The organism is Blastomonas sp. RAC04 (assembly GCF_001713435.1).
GTDB classification, from domain to species: Bacteria; Pseudomonadota; Alphaproteobacteria; order Sphingomonadales; family Sphingomonadaceae; genus Blastomonas; species Blastomonas fulva.
Genome location: NZ_CP016460.1, coordinates 555,660 through 575,121, shown reverse-complemented (window position 1 = coordinate 575,121; position 19,462 = coordinate 555,660). Strand labels below are relative to the sequence as shown.

22 protein-coding genes are annotated in these 19,462 nt (G+C 64.1%); 11 read left to right on the top strand and 11 right to left on the bottom strand.

Features of this window, described 5'->3' with window-relative positions; translation table 11 throughout:
• The first annotated feature begins 17 nt into the window (after positions 1 to 17).
• The 3 genes from BSY18_RS03840 (at position 18) to gyrA (ending at position 4,311) form a co-directional block, all read left to right on the top strand.
• Complete coding sequence (locus BSY18_RS03840; protein ID WP_069051678.1) at positions 18 to 776, top strand: YaaA family protein; 759 nt, start codon at positions 18 to 20, stop codon at positions 774 to 776.
• On the top strand, positions 773 to 1,468 hold the full coding sequence (locus BSY18_RS03835) for an SDR family NAD(P)-dependent oxidoreductase (protein WP_069049706.1): 696 nt from the start codon (positions 773 to 775) through the stop codon (positions 1,466 to 1,468). Before BSY18_RS03840 ends, BSY18_RS03835 begins: the two co-directional genes overlap by 4 nt.
• 140 nt (positions 1,469 to 1,608) lie before the next feature.
• Positions 1,609 to 4,311, top strand: a complete 2,703-nt coding sequence (gene gyrA / locus BSY18_RS03830; RefSeq protein WP_069049705.1) for a DNA gyrase subunit A — start codon at positions 1,609 to 1,611, stop codon at positions 4,309 to 4,311.
• A gap of 3 nt (positions 4,312 to 4,314) precedes the next feature.
• Here the strand turns inward: gyrA and BSY18_RS03825 are convergent, their stop codons facing one another.
• The 3 genes from BSY18_RS03825 to BSY18_RS03815 are packed head-to-tail and all read right to left on the bottom strand — an operon-like array spanning position 4,315 to position 5,633.
• Positions 4,315 to 4,701 (bottom strand): type II toxin-antitoxin system death-on-curing family toxin, encoded by a 387-nt coding sequence (locus tag BSY18_RS03825; protein ID WP_069049704.1) that lies wholly within the window; start codon positions 4,699 to 4,701, stop codon positions 4,315 to 4,317.
• A 1-nt stretch (position 4,702) separates the two neighbouring features.
• The gene (locus BSY18_RS03820; RefSeq protein ID WP_054133161.1) at positions 4,703 to 4,930 is read right to left on the bottom strand and encodes an AbrB/MazE/SpoVT family DNA-binding domain-containing protein; all 228 of its coding nucleotides are present in this window, start codon (positions 4,928 to 4,930) and stop codon (positions 4,703 to 4,705) included.
• 31 nt (positions 4,931 to 4,961) lie between these two features.
• Complete coding sequence (locus BSY18_RS03815; protein WP_069049703.1) at positions 4,962 to 5,633, bottom strand: lysoplasmalogenase; 672 nt, start codon at positions 5,631 to 5,633, stop codon at positions 4,962 to 4,964.
• A 110-nt stretch (positions 5,634 to 5,743) separates the two neighbouring features.
• Between BSY18_RS03815 and trmFO the strand changes: the two genes are divergently transcribed.
• Positions 5,744 to 7,114, top strand: coding sequence for a methylenetetrahydrofolate--tRNA-(uracil(54)-C(5))-methyltransferase (FADH(2)-oxidizing) TrmFO (trmFO, locus tag BSY18_RS03810; protein WP_054133163.1), 1,371 nt, complete (start codon positions 5,744 to 5,746; stop codon positions 7,112 to 7,114).
• Here trmFO and BSY18_RS03805 read toward each other — a convergent pair whose 3' ends face one another.
• Together BSY18_RS03805 and BSY18_RS03800 are read right to left on the bottom strand one after the other, a co-directional pair.
• Positions 7,115 to 7,564 (bottom strand): EF-hand domain-containing protein, encoded by a 450-nt coding sequence (locus tag BSY18_RS03805; RefSeq protein WP_069049702.1) that lies wholly within the window; start codon positions 7,562 to 7,564, stop codon positions 7,115 to 7,117.
• Between the two features lie 52 nt (positions 7,565 to 7,616).
• Positions 7,617 to 8,279 carry a hypothetical protein gene (locus BSY18_RS03800; protein WP_150126197.1) on the bottom strand — a complete coding sequence of 221 codons (663 nt, stop codon included), beginning with the start codon at positions 8,277 to 8,279 and terminating at the stop codon, positions 7,617 to 7,619.
• Positions 8,280 to 8,405: 126 nt separating this feature from the next.
• Between BSY18_RS03800 and BSY18_RS03795 the strand changes: the two genes are divergently transcribed.
• Genes BSY18_RS03795 through BSY18_RS03785 form a run of 3 tightly spaced genes read left to right on the top strand, consistent with a single transcriptional unit; the run spans position 8,406 to position 11,865 of the window.
• Positions 8,406 to 10,364 carry a TadE/TadG family type IV pilus assembly protein gene (locus BSY18_RS03795; protein WP_083231294.1) on the top strand — a complete coding sequence of 653 codons (1,959 nt, stop codon included), beginning with the start codon at positions 8,406 to 8,408 and terminating at the stop codon, positions 10,362 to 10,364.
• Positions 10,364 to 10,960 (top strand): TadE/TadG family type IV pilus assembly protein, encoded by a 597-nt coding sequence (locus tag BSY18_RS03790; RefSeq protein ID WP_069049700.1) that lies wholly within the window; start codon positions 10,364 to 10,366, stop codon positions 10,958 to 10,960. The genes BSY18_RS03795 and BSY18_RS03790 overlap by 1 nt, the downstream gene beginning before the upstream one ends.
• The gene (locus BSY18_RS03785; RefSeq protein WP_069049699.1) at positions 10,957 to 11,865 is read left to right on the top strand and encodes a TadE/TadG family type IV pilus assembly protein; all 909 of its coding nucleotides are present in this window, start codon (positions 10,957 to 10,959) and stop codon (positions 11,863 to 11,865) included. The genes BSY18_RS03790 and BSY18_RS03785 overlap by 4 nt, the downstream gene beginning before the upstream one ends.
• Before the next feature lie 34 nt (positions 11,866 to 11,899).
• Here BSY18_RS03785 and BSY18_RS03780 read toward each other — a convergent pair whose 3' ends face one another.
• The 4 genes from BSY18_RS03780 to eno form a co-directional block, all read right to left on the bottom strand.
• Positions 11,900 to 13,276, bottom strand: a complete 1,377-nt coding sequence (locus tag BSY18_RS03780; protein WP_069049698.1) for a pyruvate dehydrogenase complex E1 component subunit beta — start codon at positions 13,274 to 13,276, stop codon at positions 11,900 to 11,902.
• A complete protein-coding gene (gene pdhA, locus BSY18_RS03775) occupies positions 13,276 to 14,298 on the bottom strand; it encodes a pyruvate dehydrogenase (acetyl-transferring) E1 component subunit alpha (RefSeq protein ID WP_069051676.1) in 1,023 nt (340 codons plus the stop codon). The genes BSY18_RS03780 and pdhA overlap by 1 nt, the downstream gene beginning before the upstream one ends.
• Positions 14,299 to 14,548: 250 nt before the next feature.
• A complete protein-coding gene (locus BSY18_RS03770; RefSeq protein ID WP_054133170.1) occupies positions 14,549 to 14,860 on the bottom strand; it encodes an FtsB family cell division protein in 312 nt (103 codons plus the stop codon).
• Positions 14,861 to 14,943: 83 nt separating this feature from the next.
• Positions 14,944 to 16,218, bottom strand: a complete 1,275-nt coding sequence (gene eno / locus BSY18_RS03765) for a phosphopyruvate hydratase (protein WP_069049697.1) — start codon at positions 16,216 to 16,218, stop codon at positions 14,944 to 14,946.
• A gap of 214 nt (positions 16,219 to 16,432) precedes the next feature.
• Here eno and BSY18_RS03760 point away from each other — a divergent pair, with 214 nt between their 5' ends.
• The 4 genes from BSY18_RS03760 (at position 16,433) to BSY18_RS03745 (ending at position 18,270) form a co-directional block, all read left to right on the top strand.
• Positions 16,433 to 17,023: a hypothetical protein gene (locus BSY18_RS03760; protein WP_069049696.1), complete on the top strand. Its 591-nt coding sequence runs from the start codon at positions 16,433 to 16,435 to the stop codon at positions 17,021 to 17,023.
• A gap of 32 nt (positions 17,024 to 17,055) precedes the next feature.
• Positions 17,056 to 17,538 (top strand): phage holin family protein, encoded by a 483-nt coding sequence (locus BSY18_RS03755; RefSeq protein ID WP_069049695.1) that lies wholly within the window; start codon positions 17,056 to 17,058, stop codon positions 17,536 to 17,538.
• Complete coding sequence (locus BSY18_RS03750) at positions 17,535 to 17,903, top strand: hypothetical protein (protein ID WP_150126196.1); 369 nt, start codon at positions 17,535 to 17,537, stop codon at positions 17,901 to 17,903. The genes BSY18_RS03755 and BSY18_RS03750 overlap by 4 nt, the downstream gene beginning before the upstream one ends.
• Positions 17,904 to 18,045: 142 nt before the next feature.
• Positions 18,046 to 18,270, top strand: a complete 225-nt coding sequence (locus tag BSY18_RS03745; RefSeq protein WP_054133250.1) for a DUF4170 domain-containing protein — start codon at positions 18,046 to 18,048, stop codon at positions 18,268 to 18,270.
• A 32-nt stretch (positions 18,271 to 18,302) separates the two neighbouring features.
• On the opposite strand, the gene BSY18_RS03740 is transcribed toward BSY18_RS03745, so the two are convergent.
• Both BSY18_RS03740 and greA read right to left on the bottom strand, forming a co-directional pair.
• Positions 18,303 to 18,980, bottom strand: a complete 678-nt coding sequence (locus tag BSY18_RS03740; RefSeq protein ID WP_069049694.1) for a rhomboid family intramembrane serine protease — start codon at positions 18,978 to 18,980, stop codon at positions 18,303 to 18,305.
• Between the two features lie 3 nt (positions 18,981 to 18,983).
• Complete coding sequence (greA, locus tag BSY18_RS03735) at positions 18,984 to 19,460, bottom strand: transcription elongation factor GreA (RefSeq protein WP_054133176.1); 477 nt, start codon at positions 19,458 to 19,460, stop codon at positions 18,984 to 18,986.
• Positions 19,461 to 19,462 lie beyond the last annotated feature (2 nt).

Genomic DNA, 19,462 nt, shown 5'->3' with positions numbered 1-19,462 from the left:
GCTATGCGCGGGCAGGTATGATCATCCTGCTTTCCCCCGCAAAATCCCTGGATTTCGATTCGCCACCCCCCGCCGTCGACCCGAGCCCGATCCGGTTCGAGGCCGAGGCCGAGCGGCTGGTGCGATCGGCTGCACGGCTGACCAAGGCGCGGCTCAAGCAGATCATGCCGGTTTCCGATGCGCTGATCGATCTGAACTATGGCCGGTATCGCGGTTTTTACGATCAGCCCGAGCGCCCGGCTGCCTTTGCCTTTAACGGCGATGTCTATTCCGGCCTTGCCGCGCGCAGCCTCGAAGAACCGGCTCTGGCCTTTGCGCAGGACCATGTGCGCATCTTGTCCGGGCTCTACGGCTTGTTGAGGCCGCTTGATAATATTCGGCCCTATCGTCTTGAAATGGGTACGAGATGGGCGCCACGTCACCCCTCTCTGGTGTCGTACTGGGGCGACCGGATTGCAGCGGCGGTTGCCGACGACCTTGCCGCCAGCGGAAGCGACACGGTGGTCAATCTGGCCAGCCAGGAGTATTTCGCTGCCGCCGACAAGGGGCTGAAAAAGCGCGGAATCAGGGTGGTGACCGCCGACTTCCGCCAGCAGGGCCCGGATGGCCCGCGCTTCATCAGCTTCGAGGCCAAGCGGGCGCGCGGGCTGGCGGCACGGTTCCTGTGCGAGAACCGCCATGACGATGCAGAGGCGCTCAAGGGCTTCGATACCGATGGCTACCGCTTCGACCCGGAAACCAGCGACGAGGCCGTGTGGCGGTTCATACGCGCATGAGCGATTGTACCGTGATCATCGGAGCGTCGGGCGGGATCGGCGCGGCGCTGATGCACGAGGCACAGACACGCGGTGCGCATGTCGTTGCACTTGCCCGCAGCTTTGACGGCGTGGCGCATATCGACCTCGAGGACGAACCCAGCATAGCGGCAGCGGCCGAGCACATCCGCGCTCAGGGCCTGATCCCCAGCCGGGTGATCGTCGCCACCGGACTGCTGCATGCTGATGGCAAGGGGCCGGAAAAGAGCCTCAAGGACATCGACCCGGCCTGGATGGCGCGCAACTTTGCGGTCAACACCATCGGCCCGGCACTTGTCGGCAAGCATTTCGTGCCGCTGATGCCGCGCAAGGCCCCTGCCCTGTTCGCTGCGATCGGCGCGCGGGTGGGCAGCATCTCCGACAACCGGCTGGGTGGCTGGTACGGCTATCGCGCCGCCAAGGCCGCGCTGCATATGACCATCCGCAACATCGCCATCGAATTGGGGCGCCGCAACGACCAGTCGATCTGCGTCGCACTGCACCCCGGGACCGTCGATACCAGCCTCAGCAAGCCGTTCCAGGGCAATGTGGCAGAGGGCCGACTGTTCGATGCGGCCTATAGCGCCGCATGCCTGACAGACGTGCTGGACGGCCTTCAGGCAGCCGATTCGGGCGGGATATTCGCCTGGGATGGCACGGCCATTCAGCCCTAGCCGCTGTTGCCACCCAAGCTGCTGATTTTCCTGTTGAAAAATCCGGTCGGAAAGCCCGCAAAAGCTGGCATTTTCGCCCCCCTTCGCCTAGAGCCAAGCCGAGACGCAAAAGCGTCACAAAGGCATAAAAGGCGCATGGAATGAACGACGAAACCGCAGCAGCGGAACCCACCGAAATCGAACGCATCGACATCGTCGATGAGATGCGGTCCAGCTATCTGGACTATGCGATGTCGGTCATCGTCAGCCGCGCCCTGCCCGATGTTCGCGATGGCCTCAAGCCCGTCCACCGCCGCATTCTTTACGCCAGCCACGAAGGCGGCTTCGTCGCGGGCAAGCCCTATCGCAAGTCGGCCAAGATCGTCGGTGACGTGATGGGTAACTATCACCCGCACGGCGACAGCTCGATCTACATGGCATTGGCGCGCATGTCGCAGGATTGGGCGATGCGGGTTCCGCTGATCGACGGCCAGGGCAACTTCGGCTCGATGGACCCCGATGCCCCGGCATCGATGCGATATACCGAAGCAAGGTTGAGCAAAGTCGCGCTCAAGCTTCTGGAAGATATCGAAAAAGATACCGTCGATTTTATTCCCAACTATGACGGATCTCGCCAGGAGCCGCAGGTTCTACCCGCGCGTTTCCCCAATCTTCTGGTCAATGGCGCAGGCGGCATCGCGGTCGGCATGGCGACCAACATTCCGCCGCACAATCTGGGCGAGGTGATCGACGGATGCCTGGCGTGGATCGAGAACCCGATGATCGAGCTCGATGATCTGATGAAGATCATCCCGGGCCCCGATTTCCCGACCGCGCCACTGATCCTTGGCCAGTCGGGTGCCCGCGCGGCGTACCAGAAGGGGCGCGGATCGATCATCATGCGTGCGCGCCACACGATCGAGGAGGGTCGCGGCGACCGCCGCTCGATCGTGCTGACCTCGATCCCCTATCAGGTCGGCAAGAACGCGCTGGTCGAGACGATCGCCGAGGCCGCCAAGGGCAAGGAGGCGCGGATCGAGGGCGTCAGCGACATCCGCGACGAATCCAACCGTCTGGGCGTGCGCATCGTCATCGACCTCAAGCGCGATGCCTCGCCCGAGGTCGTGCTCAACCAGATCTGGCGCTACAGCCCCGCGCAGTCGAGCTTCCCTGCCAACATGCTCGCCATTCGTGGCGGCCGTCCCGAGGTGCTCGGCCTCAAGGACATCATCGAGGCGTTCGTCCAGTTCCGCGAGCAGGTCATCACCCGCCGCACCAAGTTCGAGCTCGCCAAGGCGCGCGACCGCGCGCACATCTTGCTGGGTCTGGTGGTCGCGGTCACCAACATGGACGAGGTGGTAAAGATCATCCGCAGCTCGGCCTCGCCCGCCGAGGCCCGCGCCCGACTGCTGGCACGCGAATGGCCGATCGGCGAGATCGCACAGTACATCAAGCTGGTCGAGGCGATCGAGGGTGAGCTGGAAGGCGACATCTACCGCCTGAGCGACCTTCAGGTCCGCGCGATCCTGGATCTGCGCCTCCACCGCCTGACCGCGCTGGGCCGCGACGAGATCGGCAACGAACTGAGCGCGCTCGCGCTGGCGATCGAGGAGTATCTCGCGATCCTCAGCGATCGGGCGAAGCTTTACGATGTGCTCAAGGAAGAGCTTATCGCGGTGCGCGACGAGTTCGCCACCCCGCGCCTGTCGGTGATCGCGCCTGCCTGGGACGGCATCGAGGACGAAGACCTGATCGAGCGCGAGGAAATGGTCGTCACCGTCACCCTGCAGGGCTATATCAAGCGCACCCCGCTCGACGCGTTCCGCTCGCAGGCACGCGGCGGCAAGGGCCGTTCTGGCATGGCGACGAAGGACGAGGATGCCGTCACCAGCATGTTCGTGACCTCCACGCACACGCCGGTGCTGTTCTTCTCCACCCACGGCAAGGTCTATCGCAAGAAGGTGTGGCGCCTGCCCGAAGGCGGCCCGGCGACGCGCGGACGCCCGATGATCAACCTCCTGCCACTGGCACAGGGAGAGACCATCCAGACCGTGCTGCCACTGCCCGAGGACGAGAGCACCTGGGCCGATCTGCACGTGATGTTTGCTACCGCCAACGGCACCGTGCGGCGCAACTCGATGGACGCGTTCACCAACGTGCCCACCAACGGCAAGATCGCGATGCGCTTCGACGAAGGATCGGATGACCGGCTGATCGGTGTTGCGCTGCTGACCGAGGGCGACGACGTGCTGCTGGCGACGCGCCAGGGCAAGGCGATCCGCTTTGCAGCCACCGACGTGCGCGAGTTCCAGAGCCGCACCTCGACCGGGGTGCGCGGTATGACGCTGCGCGAAGGCGACGAGGTCATTTCACTGTCGATTCTCTCGGGCTTTGAAGCCTCCACCGAAGAGCGCGACAATTACCTGCGCGCGGCCCCGTGGAAGGGCAACGAGGCCGAGCCGACACTGTCGCCCGAGCGGGTCAAGGAGTTCGCGGACGCCGAGCAGTTCCTGCTGACCGTCTGCGCCAACGGCTATGGCAAATTGTCGTCCGCCTATGACTATCGCCGCACCAATCGCGGTGGCCAGGGGATCACCAACATCGACAATATCGGTCGCAACGGGCCGGTTCTGGCGAGCTTCCCCGCGCATCAGAGCGACCAGCTGATGCTGGTGACCGATCAGGCCAAGCTCATCCGCCTCAGCCTCTCGACGATGCGCGTCATCGGGCGCAATTCGGCAGGTGTGAGACTGTTCAACGTGGCCGTTAACGAGCACGTCGTGAGCGCGGCGCGGATTGCCGAAGAAGAGGCGAGCGACGACGTGGCTGCAGAGCAGGACGGCGCATCCGAAGCGCCAGAGTAACGCCTAGCCCGTCACGATATGATCGCGAAACCAACGGGCGACCTCGTCTTCGGACAGGTCGCCCGCGGCAACCGCCAGCGTCATCACGACCAGTTCTGCCTCGGTGATCGCGAACTGGACGTCGTTAAGCAGCAGGAAGGTCAACGCCACAACCGCCGCCGTGCGCTTGTTTCCATCGCTGAACGGGTGATTGCGTGCCAGCCCGAAGGCATAGGCAGCCGCCAGGTCAGCCGCATCCGGGTTGCCATAAGCGGCAAGGTTCAACGGCCGACCCAGCGCGCTTTCGACCAGCGCCAGATCACGAATGCCGCTCAGCCCGCCATGTTCGGCGATCTGCTCGTCATGCAGCGCAAGAACGACATCATGCCGCAGCCAGACCCAGTCCGGCATCTCACTTGGCCAGTTCACGCAAGGCGTTGCGATAACGGCCCATCACGTCGCGAGCCGTTGCCATCTGCTTGTCGAAGTCGGGATCGGCAGATTTGAGCGCGATGCCATCAGCCTGCTTGACCACCGACACCTCATCCCCCTGCGCCAGGTTGAGGTGCGCGAGGATATCCTTGGGCAGGATGACGCCGGTCGAGTTGCCGATCTTGATGAGCTTAAGGGGCTTGTTCATACGGATGTTATAACACTAGCCTCCGCTGGCTTCAAGTCGGCACCCGCGGGTCCTTGTGGCGCAGCGTCTGGATCACCCCGGTGCAGATCAGGAACTGACCGAAGTAATAGAGCGGCCAGATCAGCCACTCGGGCAGCACCGATCCCTCGAGCGGTCCGAACCGCGCGAAGATCAGCAGGTCGGACGCCACGAACATGATTGCACCGGTGCCGACGCGATAGCGCGGAAAGTCGCTGGTCCATGCCATCGCCGCCATGACGGAGAGGAACAGGGTATAGACGGCTATGCCGGTTGCGCCCGATCGGTCGATCGGCAGCGCCCATGCGATCAGCACCACTGCAGGTACCAGCAATATCGCGAACGCCCGCTGGCTGACCGTCACGGTGGGCCGCCGGTGCCGCGCATAGAGCGCGATTGCAACGATATGCCCCAGCAGAAAGGCGATCGCTCCGTAGATGAGGTCGATCTCGATCAGCATGTCGCCGATGGCGCCCAGCGCCATGACGCCGGCGATCAGCCAACCATCGAGCGAATGGTGCCGGACGGACGCGAAGATGGCGAGAAACCCGACGCCAAGACCCTTCCACAGCATCAGGTACAGGCCGGGAATGGGCGCATCGCTGACGAAATAATAGCTGATCGCCGCAACCAGGCTGAGCAGCAGCCACGGCCGCGATTCCACCAATGCGCGTTTGACGACCATATGCCCCTGCCCTTCTGTTCTTGCCAAGCTGATGGCATTGTTCGCATCGCTCGCGCAAGCGGTGCAACGCACCCTGTGCAAAACCAGTCCGCCACGCTATTTGCTCGAGCATGAGCAACACACACACCTTCGAACATCAGATTCACATCATCGGCGGCGGGCTCGCCGGGTCCGAGGCGGCATGGCAGCTGGCCGAGGCCGGCATCAAGGTGCGGCTGTCGGAAATGCGTGGCGGCGGCGACATGACGCCCGCGCACCAGACCGATGGCCTGGCCGAACTCGTCTGCTCGAACAGCTTCCGCTCGGATGATGCCGACCGCAATGCCGTGGGCCTGCTGCACCAGGAAATGCGCACTTTGGGGTCACTGATCATGGCGTCGGCGGAAAAGGCCAAGGTGCCTGCAGGATCGGCGCTGGCGGTGGACCGCGACATCTTCTCTGCTGCGGTCACCGAGGCGCTCAGCAACCATCCCAACATCCAGATCGTGCGCGAACGCATCGACAGCCTGCCGGAAAGCGGCCCGACGATCGTCGCCACGGGCCCGCTTACTGCAATGACGCTGGCACAATCGATCGGTGCTGCGACCGGAGAGGACGCCTTGGCGTTCTTCGATGCCATTGCCCCGATCATCCACCGCGACAGCATCGACATGGACATCTGCTGGATGGCAAGCCGCTGGGATAAGGTTGGCCCGGAAGGCGACGGCAAGGACTATATCAACTGCCCGATGGACAAAGAGCAGTATCTTGCCTTCCACCAGGGACTGATGGACGGCGACAAGACCGAGTTCAAGGAATGGGAGAAGGACACCCCCTATTTCGAGGGCTGCATGCCGATCGAGGTCATGGCGTCGCGCGGGGTGGAAACGCTGCGTTTCGGTCCGATGAAGCCGGTCGGGCTAGACAATCCGCGCACCGGGCGCTGGCCCTATGCGGTGGTGCAGTTGCGGCAGGACAACAAATTGGGCACGTTGTGGAACATGGTCGGCTTTCAGACCAAGCTCAAGCACGGCGCGCAGGTCGAGCTGTTCCGCACCATACCGGGGCTGGAAAAGGCCGAGTTCGCGCGGCTGGGCGGGTTGCACCGCAACACCTTCATCAACTCGCCGCGGCTGCTCGACGAACAGCTGCGCCTCAAGGCTGCGCCGCACATCCGCTTTGCCGGGCAGATGACGGGTTGCGAGGGGTATGTCGAAAGCGCCAGCATCGGGCTGATCGCGGGGCGCTTTGCAGCTGCCGAACTGCAGGGCCGGGTGCTTGACGCGCCGCCGGTCACCACCGCGCTGGGCGCCTTGCTGGGGCACATCACCGGGGGCGCGGATGCGAGCGACTTCCAGCCGATGAACGTCAATTTCGGCCTGTTCCCGCCGCCCGAGGGCAAGGTGCACAAGAAACAGCGCAAGGAGGCCTACACCTCGCGCGCGCGTGCCGACCTGCAAAGCTGGATCAACGGCGAACCGGTTGCGATCGCAGCAGAATAATCAGCATTTGCAACGCGCTACAGGCCGTTTGGGCTTCGTCGTGGCAAACTCCTGAGCCGACAGGCGGCCGTTGCCATCGGCATCCGCCGTGGCAAAGCGGTCGGACGTGGCGACCGCCCATTCCTCGAAGGTGAGCAGGTTGTTGCCATCCTTGTCGAGCGCCTTGAACGCCTTGGTGCGGCTGGCGAGCAGTTCTTCGCGGGTGATGATCCGGTCGCCATTGCGGTCATGACGGGCAAAGCGGCGCTCTTCGCGGGTCATCTCGGTGGCCTCGGGGGGCGCGGGGCCGCGCATCGTCCCGGGATCGGCCAAGGGCAGCGCGGTGTCCACAGGCTCGGGTGGCGGCGCTGCGATGCTGGCCAGATCATCGTCCTGCTGCTGCGCACGGATGATGAAGAAGCCGCCGATCACCAGCGCGATCGCCGCCAGACCGCCAAACAGGAAGCGCATTGCCAATCCCCCCGCCAATATCCGGCGAGGGCCCTGCCCCGTCAGCGCTCCCTCAGCGCCCGGTCAGACCATGCCAGACCAGCCCCAGGAACACGCCGGGGCCACCCCAGGGACGATCCATCTGGCCCTGCGCAAAGTCAAGCCGCACCGCCCGCGCGATCATCGAGATCGGACGCAGTTTGCGCGGCAGCCTCGGTGCAGCGAGCGTCGGATCGCCCGCCGCCTTGACGGCAGCGTCCAGCGCAGGTGTGCGGCGGTGAAAGCGCGCCATGTCCCACAGAGCCCAGGCCTTGCCGATCCCTGCCAGATCGTCCCGGCTCACCATCGGTGCGAGGGGTTGAAAGGCGGCGATCAGCGCGCCACGGCCTTCTGCGAATTCTGCCACCGCGGCTCCATCCTCGAGCTCCAGCGCCGCCTCCCAGCCGCGGATCACCGGGCCAAGCGCGGATTGCAGGTCGAGCCCTTGCGCCTCCAGCGGCAGCAGCGCCGCCAGCACCGGATTGGCCGATGGCCGCTCGCTGGCAGGCTTGCCAATGACGTCATGCCACCACTGCAGGCGTATCTGCGCCAGCATCGCTTCGCGCGCCTGCAGCACGATCCCGGCGATCTGCGCATCGAACGCGAACAGCGCCTGGCACCAGACCCGTATCTGCGCATCGCCATAGCTGCTGGCGAGCGTGACAAGGGGTGAAACGGGGGGTTCGGGGGCCTGCATGAGGGGCGCGATCCACCAAAAGCCGCGCCGGATCAAGGTAAAGATCGCGGTAACCACGTCCCTTTGAAGGCTGCTTACCATTGCGCGCGTAGAAGGCCCGATACGTGACAGGGGCATTTACCAACCATGACGATCCGTACCACCAATACTCAGCATCGCCATGACGCCATTGCGACGCGCAAGGGCGCGGACCAGACCGCTGCCCGGCGCCCGTGGCTCAACCGCCTGCTTGCATCGAAGCGCGGCAACGTGCTGCCCATCGTGGCGGCCAGCATCCTGCCGATGGCCGCGATGATCGGCGGAGCGGTCGACATGAGCCGCGCCTATATGGTCAAGTCGCGCATCCAGCAGGCCTGCGATGCGGGCGTGCTCGCCGGACGCCGCGCGATGCAGCAGAGCAGCTATTCGGACGCCGCCAAGGCGCAGGCGCAGGACTTCTTCGACATCAACTTCAAGGCGGGCTACAACGACTCCCACTCCGTCACCTTCAACACGTCCAATCCGAGCGGCACCAGCAAGGTGCTGGGGTCGGCCTCCACGGTCATGCCCACCGCGATCATGGGGATGTTCGGCAAGAAGACGATCCCGATCGACGTGACCTGCGAGGCGGAGCTCAACCTCAGCAACTCGGACGTCACCTTCGTGCTCGACGTGACCGGATCGATGAACGACAGCATTCCCGTCGGCGGCGGCGGTTCGATCGTCAAGATCACCGCGCTGCGCAACTCGGTGATGAGCTTCTACGACACGCTTGCCAATGCCGCCACCGGCAGCCTGGCGCGCATCCGCTATGCGTTCGTCCCCTATTCGACCAACGTCAATGTCGGCGAGATCCTGTATGACACCAACTCGAGCTGGCTGAACGGTGGCAACGCTGCCGACAGCTGGAGCTATCAATCGCGTCGTCCGATCTGGCGCACGACCACCGTCGATTGTCAGGTGTTCGGAGGCAACCAGTCCTTTGCCTGCCCCAACCGCTGGCACAACACGATCTCGGGCGGCGGCACCAACATCACCCGCCAGCAGTGCACCACATATGGCAACAACGCCGACGGGTCGGGCTTCGGCTTCACGCCCAACCCGACCGGCAACCCCACCGCGCCGGTAACATCGGGCACCTCCACGACGACGGTGTCGTACGAGCGATACAGCTGGGGAGGGTTTGCTCCCGGCTGGAGCGGTTCGGACACCAGGCAATGCGTCCGCAGGCGGACCACCCAGGTCGACTCGTCGGTGGCCGTGGGCGGCGCGACGCTGATCTACGTCTATGAGCAGCGCACCTACCCGACCTTCGACTTCGTGCGGTCGATCAAGACTGCCAACCCTGCGGTGCCGACGCCCAGCGACGGGAACGGCGGAACCAGCCGCTGGACCGGCTGCATCGAGGAACGCGACACGATTGCGGGCGCTCCGATCGCCTATGGGGCCAGCGGCATCACCGTCAACGGCAGCACCAACGCGCACGATCTCAACATCGATGCGGTCCCCAACAGCGCAGCCACCAGATGGCGCCCCTATTGGGAGCAGGTCTATTGGCTGCGTGACGGGGGCCGCTCGACCGCCTGCCCGACCAAGGCAAGCCTTCTGTCGACCATGGCGCGCGCCGATGTGCAGACTTATGTCAACTCGCTGGTGGCCGTTGGCGGCACCTATCACGATGTCGGTCTGCTCTGGGGTGCGCGCATTGCATCGCCCCAGGGGATCTTCTCGTCGAACGTCAACGCGTCGCCGGGCAATGGCGGATCGGTGGGTCGCCATCTGATCTTCATGACCGATGGCGAGCTGACCAGCTATGATTTCGTCGCCAGCATGTATGGCACCGAGATGCTGGACCAGCGCGTCACCGGCGGCAGCAACGACCCCACGCAGCTGGAACGCCAGCGGCAGCGCTATCTGGCGATCTGCGAGGCGATCAAGGCCAAGGGCATCCGCCTGTGGGTGATCGCCTTCGGCACCACGCTGACCACCGACCTGCAGACCTGCGCCAGCTCGGGCAGTTCGTTCACCGCGGAAAACAGCACCAAGCTGAACACCGCGTTCCAGAACATCGCCAAGCAGATTTCCGAACTGAGGTTGACCAAGTGATGGCCCTGCCCGTCTTCATCAAGCGCATTCGCCAGGACCGGCGCGGGGTTTCCGCGACCGAGTTCGGGCTGATCGCGCCCACCTTCATCATGATGCTGCTGGGTGTGTTCGACATGGGCTACAACGTCTATGCCAGCGCCATCCTCGACGGCGCGGTGCAGAAGGCGGGGCGCGATTCCGCGCTGGAGACGGGTGCCAATGCCGTCGGGACGCTCGATGCCAAGGTGAAGGAAAACCTGGGCCCGCTCGGCACCGGGGCGGTGTTCTCGTATGAACGGCGCAACTATCGCGACTTCGCCAAGGTCGGCCTGCCCGAGGACTTCGAGGACAAGAACAGCAATTCTGTCCGCGATGCCGGCGAATGCTTCACCGATGAAAACGCCAATGGCACTTGGGATGCGGATCTGGGCAAGGACGGCGTCGGCGGAGCGCGCGACGTCGTGCTGTACACCGTGCGCATGAACTATCAGCGCAAGTTTCCGCTCTACAACCTGATCGGGATGAGCAGCCAGGCGACGATCGCCTCGGCCACCGTTTTGCGCAACCAGCCTTATGCCGACCAGGCCTCTGAAACCACGCAGGTGATTTGCACATGAACGCTGCCCATCCTCAGCCCTTGCCGGCACCCCGTCCCGAAAAGCGCGGCCTTCTGGCGCGCGGCAGGCAGTTTGCCCGCAAGCTGCGTCGTGACCGTTCGGGAATGGCGCTGATCGAGTTCGCCTTCACCCTGCCGCTGTTCACCGGGCTGGGCTTCTACGGCATCGAGATCTCCAATCTCGCGATCACGCAGATGAAGATGAGCCAGATTGCGCTCAACATGGCCGACAACGCCTCACGCATCGGCACGCTGAACGCCAATCTGGGCGCCAAGGTGATCTCCGAGCAGCAGATCAACGACGTGTTCCAGGCAGCCGCGCTGCAGGCGGGCGCTGCCGGCCTGTATCAGGATGGCCGCACGATCCTCTCCAGCCTCGAGCTCAATGCCAATGGTGGCCAGACGATCATGTGGCAGCGCTGCAAGGGCATGGACTTCGAGGATTCGAATTACGGCGCGCAAGGCACCGGTGCCACCGGCACCAGCTTCCAGGGCATGGGTCCTTCAGGCGACAAGATCCAGGCGACGTCCGGCACGGCGGTGATGTTCGTCGAACTGCACTACACTTATCACCCGCTGTTCGGCAGCATGTTCATGGAAGACCGCGAGCTGTATCAGGAGGCCGCCTATACGGTGCGCGACAGCCGCGAGATCGGCAAGGAACCCGGCAACAACGTGTCTGCAAGTCGCAAGTCGACCTGCGACAAATACGACGCGATCCTGCCGCAAACATCCGATGCCGATATCGCCGCGGCGCAAGCGGCGCTCGCCGCTGGCGGCGGGGACGGCGATGACGACGATGACGACGACGAGGATGAAGGACTGCCGGGCTATAGCGGCGGCAACAACCCCACCAATCCCGACAAGGGGCTGTGCGTCGCAGGTCTGATCTGCACCAAGACCTGAGCGTGGCCGGGCCTCACGACCCGGCCACCCCCTGTCATCCCTTGTAGCAGACCTTCTTGACCGCCTTGATCACGCGGGCGCTGTCGACCAGCGCCAGCTTCTCCAGGTTCGCGGCATAAGGCAGCGGCACGTCCTCGTTGGTGACGCGCAGCACCGGTGCGTCGAGATCGTCGAAACCCTGCTCCATCGCCACCGCCATGATTTCGCTGGAGATCGAGCAGACCGGCCAGCCTTCCTCGACCACCACCATGCGGTTGGTCTTCTTCAGGCTTTCGAGCACGGTTGCGGTATCGAGCGGGCGCAGCGTGCGCAGATCGATGACCTCGGCCTCGATGCCTTCGGCTGCCAGCTTTTCCGCCGCATCGAGCGCGACGGCAACCCCGATCGAATAGCTGACGATGGTGACGTCTGCACCCGCGCGCATGATCCGCGCCTTGCCGATCGGCAGGACATGGTCCTCCAGATCGGGGACATCGAAGCTGCGGCCATAGACCAGCTCGTTTTCAAGGAACACCACCGGGTCCTCGGTGCGGATCGCGGCTTTCAGCAAGCCCTTGGCATCGGCTGAATCATACGGCGCGATCACGATCAGGCCGGGAACGCTGGCATACCACGGACCGAAGTTCTGGCTGTGCTGCGCGCCCACGCGGCTGGCCGCGCCATTGGGTCCGCGGAACACCACCGGGCAGCGCATCTGACCGCCGGACATATAATTGGTCTTGGCCGCCGAGTTGATGATGTGGTCGATCGCCTGCATCGCGAAGTTGAAGGTCATGAACTCGATGACCGGACGCAGGCCACCCATCGCCGCGCCCGCCCCGATACCGGCAAAGCCGTATTCGGTGATCGGGGTGTCGATGACGCGGCGCGCGCCGAACTCCTCGAGCAATCCTTGGGTGACCTTGTAAGCGCCTTGATATTCGGCGACTTCCTCGCCCATCACGAACACGCGGTCGTCGCGGCGCATTTCCTCGGCCATCGCATCACGCAGCGCTTCGCGCACGGTGGTCGAGACCATCTTGGTGCCTTCAGGCACGGCAGGATCGCTGACCGGAGCGCGCTTGGGCGTTTCGGGGACGATCTTGGCGTCCTCGCTCGGCGCTTCGGCCTTTGCCGGCTCGGGCACGGGTTCGGCAGCGGGCGCTGGCGAAGGCGTGGAGGCATCCTCCCCTTCGGCAGCGATCATCGCGATGACCGCACCCACCTTCACGTTGTCGGTGCCCTCGGCGATCAGGATCTTGGTGATCGTGCCTTCGTCGACCGCCTCGAATTCCATCGTCGCCTTGTCGGTCTCGATTTCGGCGAGGATGTCACCAGAGGCAACGGTGTCGCCTTCCTTGACCAGCCATTTGGCCAGCGTGCCTTCCTCCATGGTCGGGGAAAGCGCGGGCATTTTCAGTTCGATGGCCATCAATATTGCTCCACCAGCACATCGGTATACAGGTCGGACGGGTCCGGCTCGGGCGAGGTTTCGGCAAAGTCTGCCGCCTCGCTCACCAGCTTTCGGATGTCCTTGTCGATCGTCTTCATCGCCTCTTCGGAAACGCCCATCTTGAGCAGTTCCGCCTTGGCCGCCTCGATCGGATCGGAATTGTCCTTCATGTTCTGCACTTCCTCGCGGCTGCGATACTTGGCAGGGTCCGACATCGAGTGCCCGCGATAGCGATAGGTCTTGAGCTCCATCAGCAGCGGACCATTGCCGCCGCGGACATATTCGAGCGCCGCCTCGGCCGCGCCGCGCACTTCGAGCACGTCCATGCCGTTGACCTGCATGCCGGGGATGCGGAAGGAATCGCCGCGCCGGTAGAATTCGGTCTCGGCGCTGCTGCGCGACACCTTGGTGCCCATGGCATAGCCGTTGTTCTCGATCACGAAGATGATCGGCAGCTTCCACAGGGCGGCCATGTTGAAGCTTTCATAGACCTGGCCCTGGTTGGCCGCGCCATCGCCGAAATAGGCCATGCAAACGCCGCCATCCTCGGTGTACTTGTGACCGAAGGCGAGGCCCGCACCCAGCGCAACCTGCGCGCCGACGATGCCGTGGCCACCATAGAATTTGTGCTCGGTCGAGAACATGTGCATCGACCCGCCCTTGCCGCGCGAAATGCCCGCGCCGCGCCCGGTGAGCTCGGCCATGATAACCTTGGGATCGATACCATAAGCCAGCATATGGCCATGGTCGCGATAGCCGGTGATCACGCTGTCCTGACCCGGCGTCAGCGCCGACTGCAGCCCGACCGCGACCGCTTCCTGGCCGATGTACAGATGGCAGAATCCGCCGATCAGGCCCAGACCGTACAGCTGTCCGGCGCGCTCTTCGAAGCGGCGGATCAGCAGCATTTCCTTGTAGAAATGCAGCAGCTCGTCGGCGGTCGCTTCATGCCGCTGCGGATCGCGCGGGCGGGGGTGGTTGCTCCCCTCTTCGGGAAGCACTGCCGACTTCGCCTTGGCGGCAGGCGCATCGGCATCTGCGGACTTGGCGGGAGCTTTTGCGGGTGGTTTGCGAACGGGCTTTGCAGCGGGTGTCTTGACCAAGACGGGAAACCTTTCACGATTGGGATCGGTGCCGTGAGGCGGGGAGGAAACGACCGCAGCGGGTATAGAAGCAAGCACGCGGTTTACGCAACGGCCTAGGCGGGTTTTGCGCAATAATCCCGCAGCATGGCTGCGGTGACCGGGCCGCCTATTTCAGCGGAACGATGATCTCGTCGGGATGCGCGACATTGAGATCGCGGCGCACCAGTTCGCTCACCAGATCGGGGTCGACCGCGCGCGGATCGAGCAGCTTCACCCGGTTGCGCAGCGCGTCGCGCTGGTCGCGCAGGCGGGCAAGCTCCACCTTCTGCACCTCGAGCCGCTGGCGATAATCGCCCCAGGCGAGCACGCCCGTCGGCCCGAGCAGCGCATACCCCGCGATCACCAGCAAGGCGACAAGCGAGATGCCCGGCGCAATGGCTTGCTTTGCTGGTTTGATGACGGGTTTACGTTGCGGCATTAACCCTATGAATCACAATTGATTCGGGCTGACAAGCCGAAACCGCCCTCGCGAATCAAATATGCGATCAATAGAAGTCAAGATCAGCGAAAGATCGCTGCCCCGGCATAATGGGCGCTAGCACCCAGCTCTTCTTCGATGCGGATCAGCTGGTTGTACTTGGCAAGCCGGTCCGAGCGAGCAAGCGAACCGGTCTTGATCTGGCCGCAGTTGGTCGCGACCGCCAGATCGGCGATCGTCGCGTCCTCGGTCTCGCCCGAACGGTGCGACATCACCGCGGTATAGCCCGCCCGGTGCGCCATGCTGACGGCTTCGAGCGTCTCGGTGAGCGTGCCGATCTGGTTGACCTTGACCAGCAGGCTGTTGGCCAGGCCCTTTTCGATGCCCATCGCCAGCCGCTCGGGGTTGGTGACGAACAGATCGTCGCCGACCAGCTGGACCTTGTTGCCCAGCAGTTCGGTGACCGCGAGCCAGCCTTCGAAATCGTCCTCGCTCATGCCGTCCTCGATCGAGCGGATCGGATATTCGTCGCACAGCTTGCCAAGATAGTCCGCCATTTCGGTGGGGCTAAGCGAAAGGCCTTCGCCGCTGATCTCGTACTTGCCGTTGCGGAAAAATTCGGTCGCGGCGCAATCGAGCGCCAGCACGACGTTCTCGCCGGGCTTGAAGCCTGCCTTTTCGACCGACGCCATGATGAAGTCGAGTGCGGCACGGGTCGAGGCGAGGTTGGGGGCAAAGCCGCCCTCGTCGCCGACCGCGGTCGCCAGGCCCTTCTCATGCAGACCCTTCTTGAGCGTGTGGAAGATTTCCGATCCCCAGCGCACGGCCTCGGCCAGGCTATCCGCGCCGACCGGCATGATCATGAATTCCTGAAAATCGATCGGGTTGTCGGCATGTTCGCCGCCATTGATGATGTTCATCATCGGCACCGGCAGCACATGCGCCGAGACGCCGCCGACATAGCTGTACAGCGGCAGGCCGCGTGCGTCGGCTGCGGCCTTGGCGACCGCGAGGCTGACACCCAGGATCGCGTTGGCGCCCAGCCGCGACTTGTTTTCGGTGCCATCCAGGCCGATCATCGCCATGTCGATGTCACGCTGGTCTTCTGCGTCGAGCCCGACGATCGCCTCGAAGATCTCGCTGTTGACCATGTCGACCGCCTGGGTGACGCCCTTGCCCAGATACATCGTCATGTCGCCATCGCGCTTCTCGACCGCCTCATAGGCTCCGGTTGATGCGCCCGAGGGCACCCCTGCCCGGCCAAAGCTGCCGTCTTCGAGCAGCACATCGACTTCGACCGTGGGGTTGCCGCGGCTGTCGAGAATCTGGCGGGCGTGGATATCCATGATCGCGGTCATAAGCGGCACTCTTTCGGGTCTGGCAGGTGGATGGAATGGCGCACCCTCTAGGGCTTGGAGGGCCCGTTGGCAACCATCCGGACGCACCTTGGCGCCTCCATGCTGCAAACGCGAAAACGCTTGAAAATGTGCACGGACTGGCCAGAATAGTGCAAGGGCAAGCGGAACCGCGGCAACGCCTCATGCGTCTGCTGCAAAGCTTGAGGAGGAATATATGTCCGAAGAAGAAATCAAGGCCGCTGCCCCGACCGAGGCTGCGCCCAAAAAGCCGCGCACCAAAAAGGCAGCCAGCCCCACAGATGGCTCCGCCACGACCGCTGCACCCAAGCGCAAGACGACGGCCACGCCAACCGAGGCCATCGCTCCTGCCGTGGCGACCGGAACCGCGCTTGCGGTCACGACCGCGCCCGAAACCGCTTCGTCCGACACCAGCGCGCTGGGCGCCGCTGCAGCCAAGGTGAATGCCATGATCCCCGACAACATGACCGACAAGGCCCGCGAAGTGGCGACCGACGTCAAGGACAAGGCCAGCGACGCCGTGCATGGCCTGGCGCGCATCATCAGCGACAGCGCCGGGGCGATCGACGACAATATCGGCCCCAAATATGGCGATTATGCGCGCACTGCGGCGCAATCGGTCAGCGATGCTGCCGATCGTCTGCGCGCCAAGCCTGTGGATGAGATCGCCGAGGATACGCGCGAATTCGTGCGGACCAAGCCCGCGGCCGCTCTCGGCATCGCGGCGGTGGTCAGCCTGATGCTCGCCAAGCTTGTCGGATCGGTCTTTGGCGGCAAGAAGCGCTGACCGCAGGTCCGGCGCCGATTGAACCCAAATTGATGACCACCATTCCCAATCCCGCGCCTGGGTCCAGTGCGCCTGCATCTGCTGTCGCTCCGGACACAGGGGCAGGTGATGCCACGGCGGCCCGGGACGCGAGCGAACCCACTGCCAAGCCCGGAATGATCGACCAGCTGCGCGGCCTGTACGCCGATGGCCGCGAGATGATCGATGCCGAAATCGGCTTTCAGAAGGCGCGGATGTCGGCAGCCGGCCGGCAGATCCGCACCATGGCGCTGCTCGGCGTCGTCGGGCTGATCCTGATCAGCTGCGCGCTCATCGCGCTGGTGGTGGGGACGATGATCGCACTCATCCCGATCCTGGGCGCATGGGGTGCGATGGGAGCCACCATTGCAGGCAGTCTGGTGCTGGCGGCATTGTGCTTCTGGCTGGCGGCGGGCCGCGTCGGCAAGGTGAGCGCATTGTTCGCCGCTGACCCCGAAGCCGAAACCACCGGCACGGCTGCGGAGGGTCACGCATGACAGAGCAGATGCAGGCCGCGCAAAGCCCTGACGAGCATGAACCCAGCCTTGCGGAAGTTGCCGCACGCAGGGTCGCCGCGCGCACCCAGTGGCAAAAGGCGCTCGCCCGCGCCAAGGAGCGCTTCACGCCGGCGAACGTTGCCGACGAAGCGATAGACACCGCCGCCAACACCATCGGCGGCGCTGCGGACAAGGCGGCGGGATTCGCCTGGGCGCATCGCGGCAAGCTGGCACTGGCGGGACTTCTGGGCGGGCTGTTTTATGGCCGCAAGCCCATCGCCAAGGCTACCGGACCGCTGGTCGGCAAGGCCAGGGCGTCGATCGGCAAGGCGCGCGAGACGTTGCTCAGCCGCAAGAAGCCCTGATCGCAGGTACGCGCGTCAGGGCTGGAAAATCGTTCCAGATGCGACTAAGGCGCACCGCTATCACGCGGTGGCCGCCAAGGCCCCGGTGAAGGAGAGGATGCCGCCCGGCATCCAGTTCATCGGTCATGGGACGCACAATTCAATGAGCAAACTTCATCTCGTCATGGGCGGACGCGTCAGCGATCCGCAAACCCTCGATTTCTGCGAACTCGACAACATGGATCTTGTCGGTGTCTATCCCGATTATGCCAGCGCCGAAGAAGCCTGGCGCAGCAACGCTCAGCGCACGGTCGATGACGCCGAGATGCGCTATGTCATCGTGCACCTGCACCGGCTGCTCGATCCGGAAACCCCCGAACAGGCCTGATCGCCCGTCGTTTAGCCCCCGCACTCGCCGTGTTACGGAATGTCGTGACGCGGCCTGCGCAGGCGATGGCTCTGCGCCAGAGTCACGGCCAGTGCCAGACCGGCGGCAAACCCGCCGATATGCGCCCAAATGGCGATGCCGAGAGCGGTTCCTGCAAAGGCGAGCTGGCTGAGCAGGTTGATGCCGATCCACGCGGCTGCCAGCCACGCAATGTGCACGACCAGGCCCGGCACCGGTCCTATGGCCTTTGGCTTGCGCCGGGCAAACAGCAGGAAATAGGCGGCGAGCAGCGCAGAGATGGCTCCGCTTGCGCCCACCACCGGCGTTGTCGACAGCGGATCGACGGCGTAATGCATCGCCGCCGCCCCGGCGATCCCTGCGACATAGAGCAGCACGAACCGACCTGTGCCGAGCGCCGCCTCGATCATTCGGCCGACCACCACCAGCACCAGCATGTTCATCGCCAGGTGGAAAAGCCCGGCGTGCAGGAATGCAGAGGTCACCGGGGTCAGCCACACGGGGACGACCCAGGGGTAATCCAGCGGCAGCGCGCTCGTATGGCCGTGCAGGCTGTCGGACAGCCGAGCCGCCCAGAACCCGCCTTCAACCTGAAAGCGCTCGGTCCAGCCGGTCAGAAAGCCTGCAAGCCAAACCAGCACATTGGCAATCACCAGCGCGTTGGTCGCCGCGCCGCGCGGCAGATTGGGCATGTGTCAGATGAACTCGATCTTCGACACGACATAGAACTTGTCGCCCGAAGGCACGCTGACCTCGACCTCGTCGTCGAGCAGGCGGCCGATCAGCGCGCGGCCCAGCGGGCTGGAATAGCTGATCTTGCCTTTGCGCGCGTCGGCTTCTGCTTCGCCGACGATCTGGTATTTCACCGGCTTGTCGTCTTCGTCGAGCAGCGTCACGGTCGCGCCGAACACGACCTTGTTGCCCGAAAGCGTGGTCGGATCGATGATCTGTGCGCGGCTCAATTTGCCTTCCAGGTCGGCGATGGTCGCCTCGACCTGGCCCTGACGCTCCTTGGCGGCATGATATTCGGCGTTCTCGGAAAGATCGCCATGCGCGCGCGCTTCCTCGATCGCCTCGACGATCAGGGGGCGCTCTTCCTTGAGCAACTTCAGCTCGCGCGAAAGCTTTTCATATCCTTCTGCCAGCATGGGCAGCTTATCGACGGTTGCCATTC

Coding starts and splice junctions, on each gene's coding strand:
- BSY18_RS03820 (WP_054133161.1), bottom strand. CDS start 4,930: ATGAACAAGCCCCTTAAGCTCATCAAGATCGGCAACTCGACCGGCGTC.
- BSY18_RS03740 (WP_069049694.1), bottom strand. CDS start 18,980: ATGCCCAATCTGCCGCGCGGCGCGGCGACCAACGCGCTGGTGATTGCC.
- greA (WP_054133176.1), bottom strand. CDS start 19,460: ATGGCAACCGTCGATAAGCTGCCCATGCTGGCAGAAGGATATGAAAAG.
- BSY18_RS03790 (WP_069049700.1), top strand. CDS start 10,364: ATGGCCCTGCCCGTCTTCATCAAGCGCATTCGCCAGGACCGGCGCGGG.
- trmFO (WP_054133163.1), top strand. CDS start 5,744: ATGAGCAACACACACACCTTCGAACATCAGATTCACATCATCGGCGGC.
- BSY18_RS03780 (WP_069049698.1), bottom strand. CDS start 13,276: ATGGCCATCGAACTGAAAATGCCCGCGCTTTCCCCGACCATGGAGGAA.
- gyrA (WP_069049705.1), top strand. CDS start 1,609: ATGAACGACGAAACCGCAGCAGCGGAACCCACCGAAATCGAACGCATC.
- BSY18_RS03825 (WP_069049704.1), bottom strand. CDS start 4,701: ATGCCGGACTGGGTCTGGCTGCGGCATGATGTCGTTCTTGCGCTGCAT.
- BSY18_RS03835 (WP_069049706.1), top strand. CDS start 773: ATGAGCGATTGTACCGTGATCATCGGAGCGTCGGGCGGGATCGGCGCG.
- BSY18_RS03755 (WP_069049695.1), top strand. CDS start 17,056: ATGACCACCATTCCCAATCCCGCGCCTGGGTCCAGTGCGCCTGCATCT.
- BSY18_RS03800 (WP_150126197.1), bottom strand. CDS start 8,279: ATGCAGGCCCCCGAACCCCCCGTTTCACCCCTTGTCACGCTCGCCAGC.
- BSY18_RS03750 (WP_150126196.1), top strand. CDS start 17,535: ATGACAGAGCAGATGCAGGCCGCGCAAAGCCCTGACGAGCATGAACCC.
- BSY18_RS03795 (WP_083231294.1), top strand. CDS start 8,406: ATGACGATCCGTACCACCAATACTCAGCATCGCCATGACGCCATTGCG.
- BSY18_RS03840 (WP_069051678.1), top strand. CDS start 18: ATGATCATCCTGCTTTCCCCCGCAAAATCCCTGGATTTCGATTCGCCA.
- eno (WP_069049697.1), bottom strand. CDS start 16,218: ATGACCGCGATCATGGATATCCACGCCCGCCAGATTCTCGACAGCCGC.
- BSY18_RS03805 (WP_069049702.1), bottom strand. CDS start 7,564: ATGCGCTTCCTGTTTGGCGGTCTGGCGGCGATCGCGCTGGTGATCGGC.
- BSY18_RS03760 (WP_069049696.1), top strand. CDS start 16,433: ATGTCCGAAGAAGAAATCAAGGCCGCTGCCCCGACCGAGGCTGCGCCC.
- BSY18_RS03785 (WP_069049699.1), top strand. CDS start 10,957: ATGAACGCTGCCCATCCTCAGCCCTTGCCGGCACCCCGTCCCGAAAAG.
- BSY18_RS03770 (WP_054133170.1), bottom strand. CDS start 14,860: ATGCCGCAACGTAAACCCGTCATCAAACCAGCAAAGCAAGCCATTGCG.
- BSY18_RS03815 (WP_069049703.1), bottom strand. CDS start 5,633: ATGGTCGTCAAACGCGCATTGGTGGAATCGCGGCCGTGGCTGCTGCTC.
- BSY18_RS03745 (WP_054133250.1), top strand. CDS start 18,046: ATGAGCAAACTTCATCTCGTCATGGGCGGACGCGTCAGCGATCCGCAA.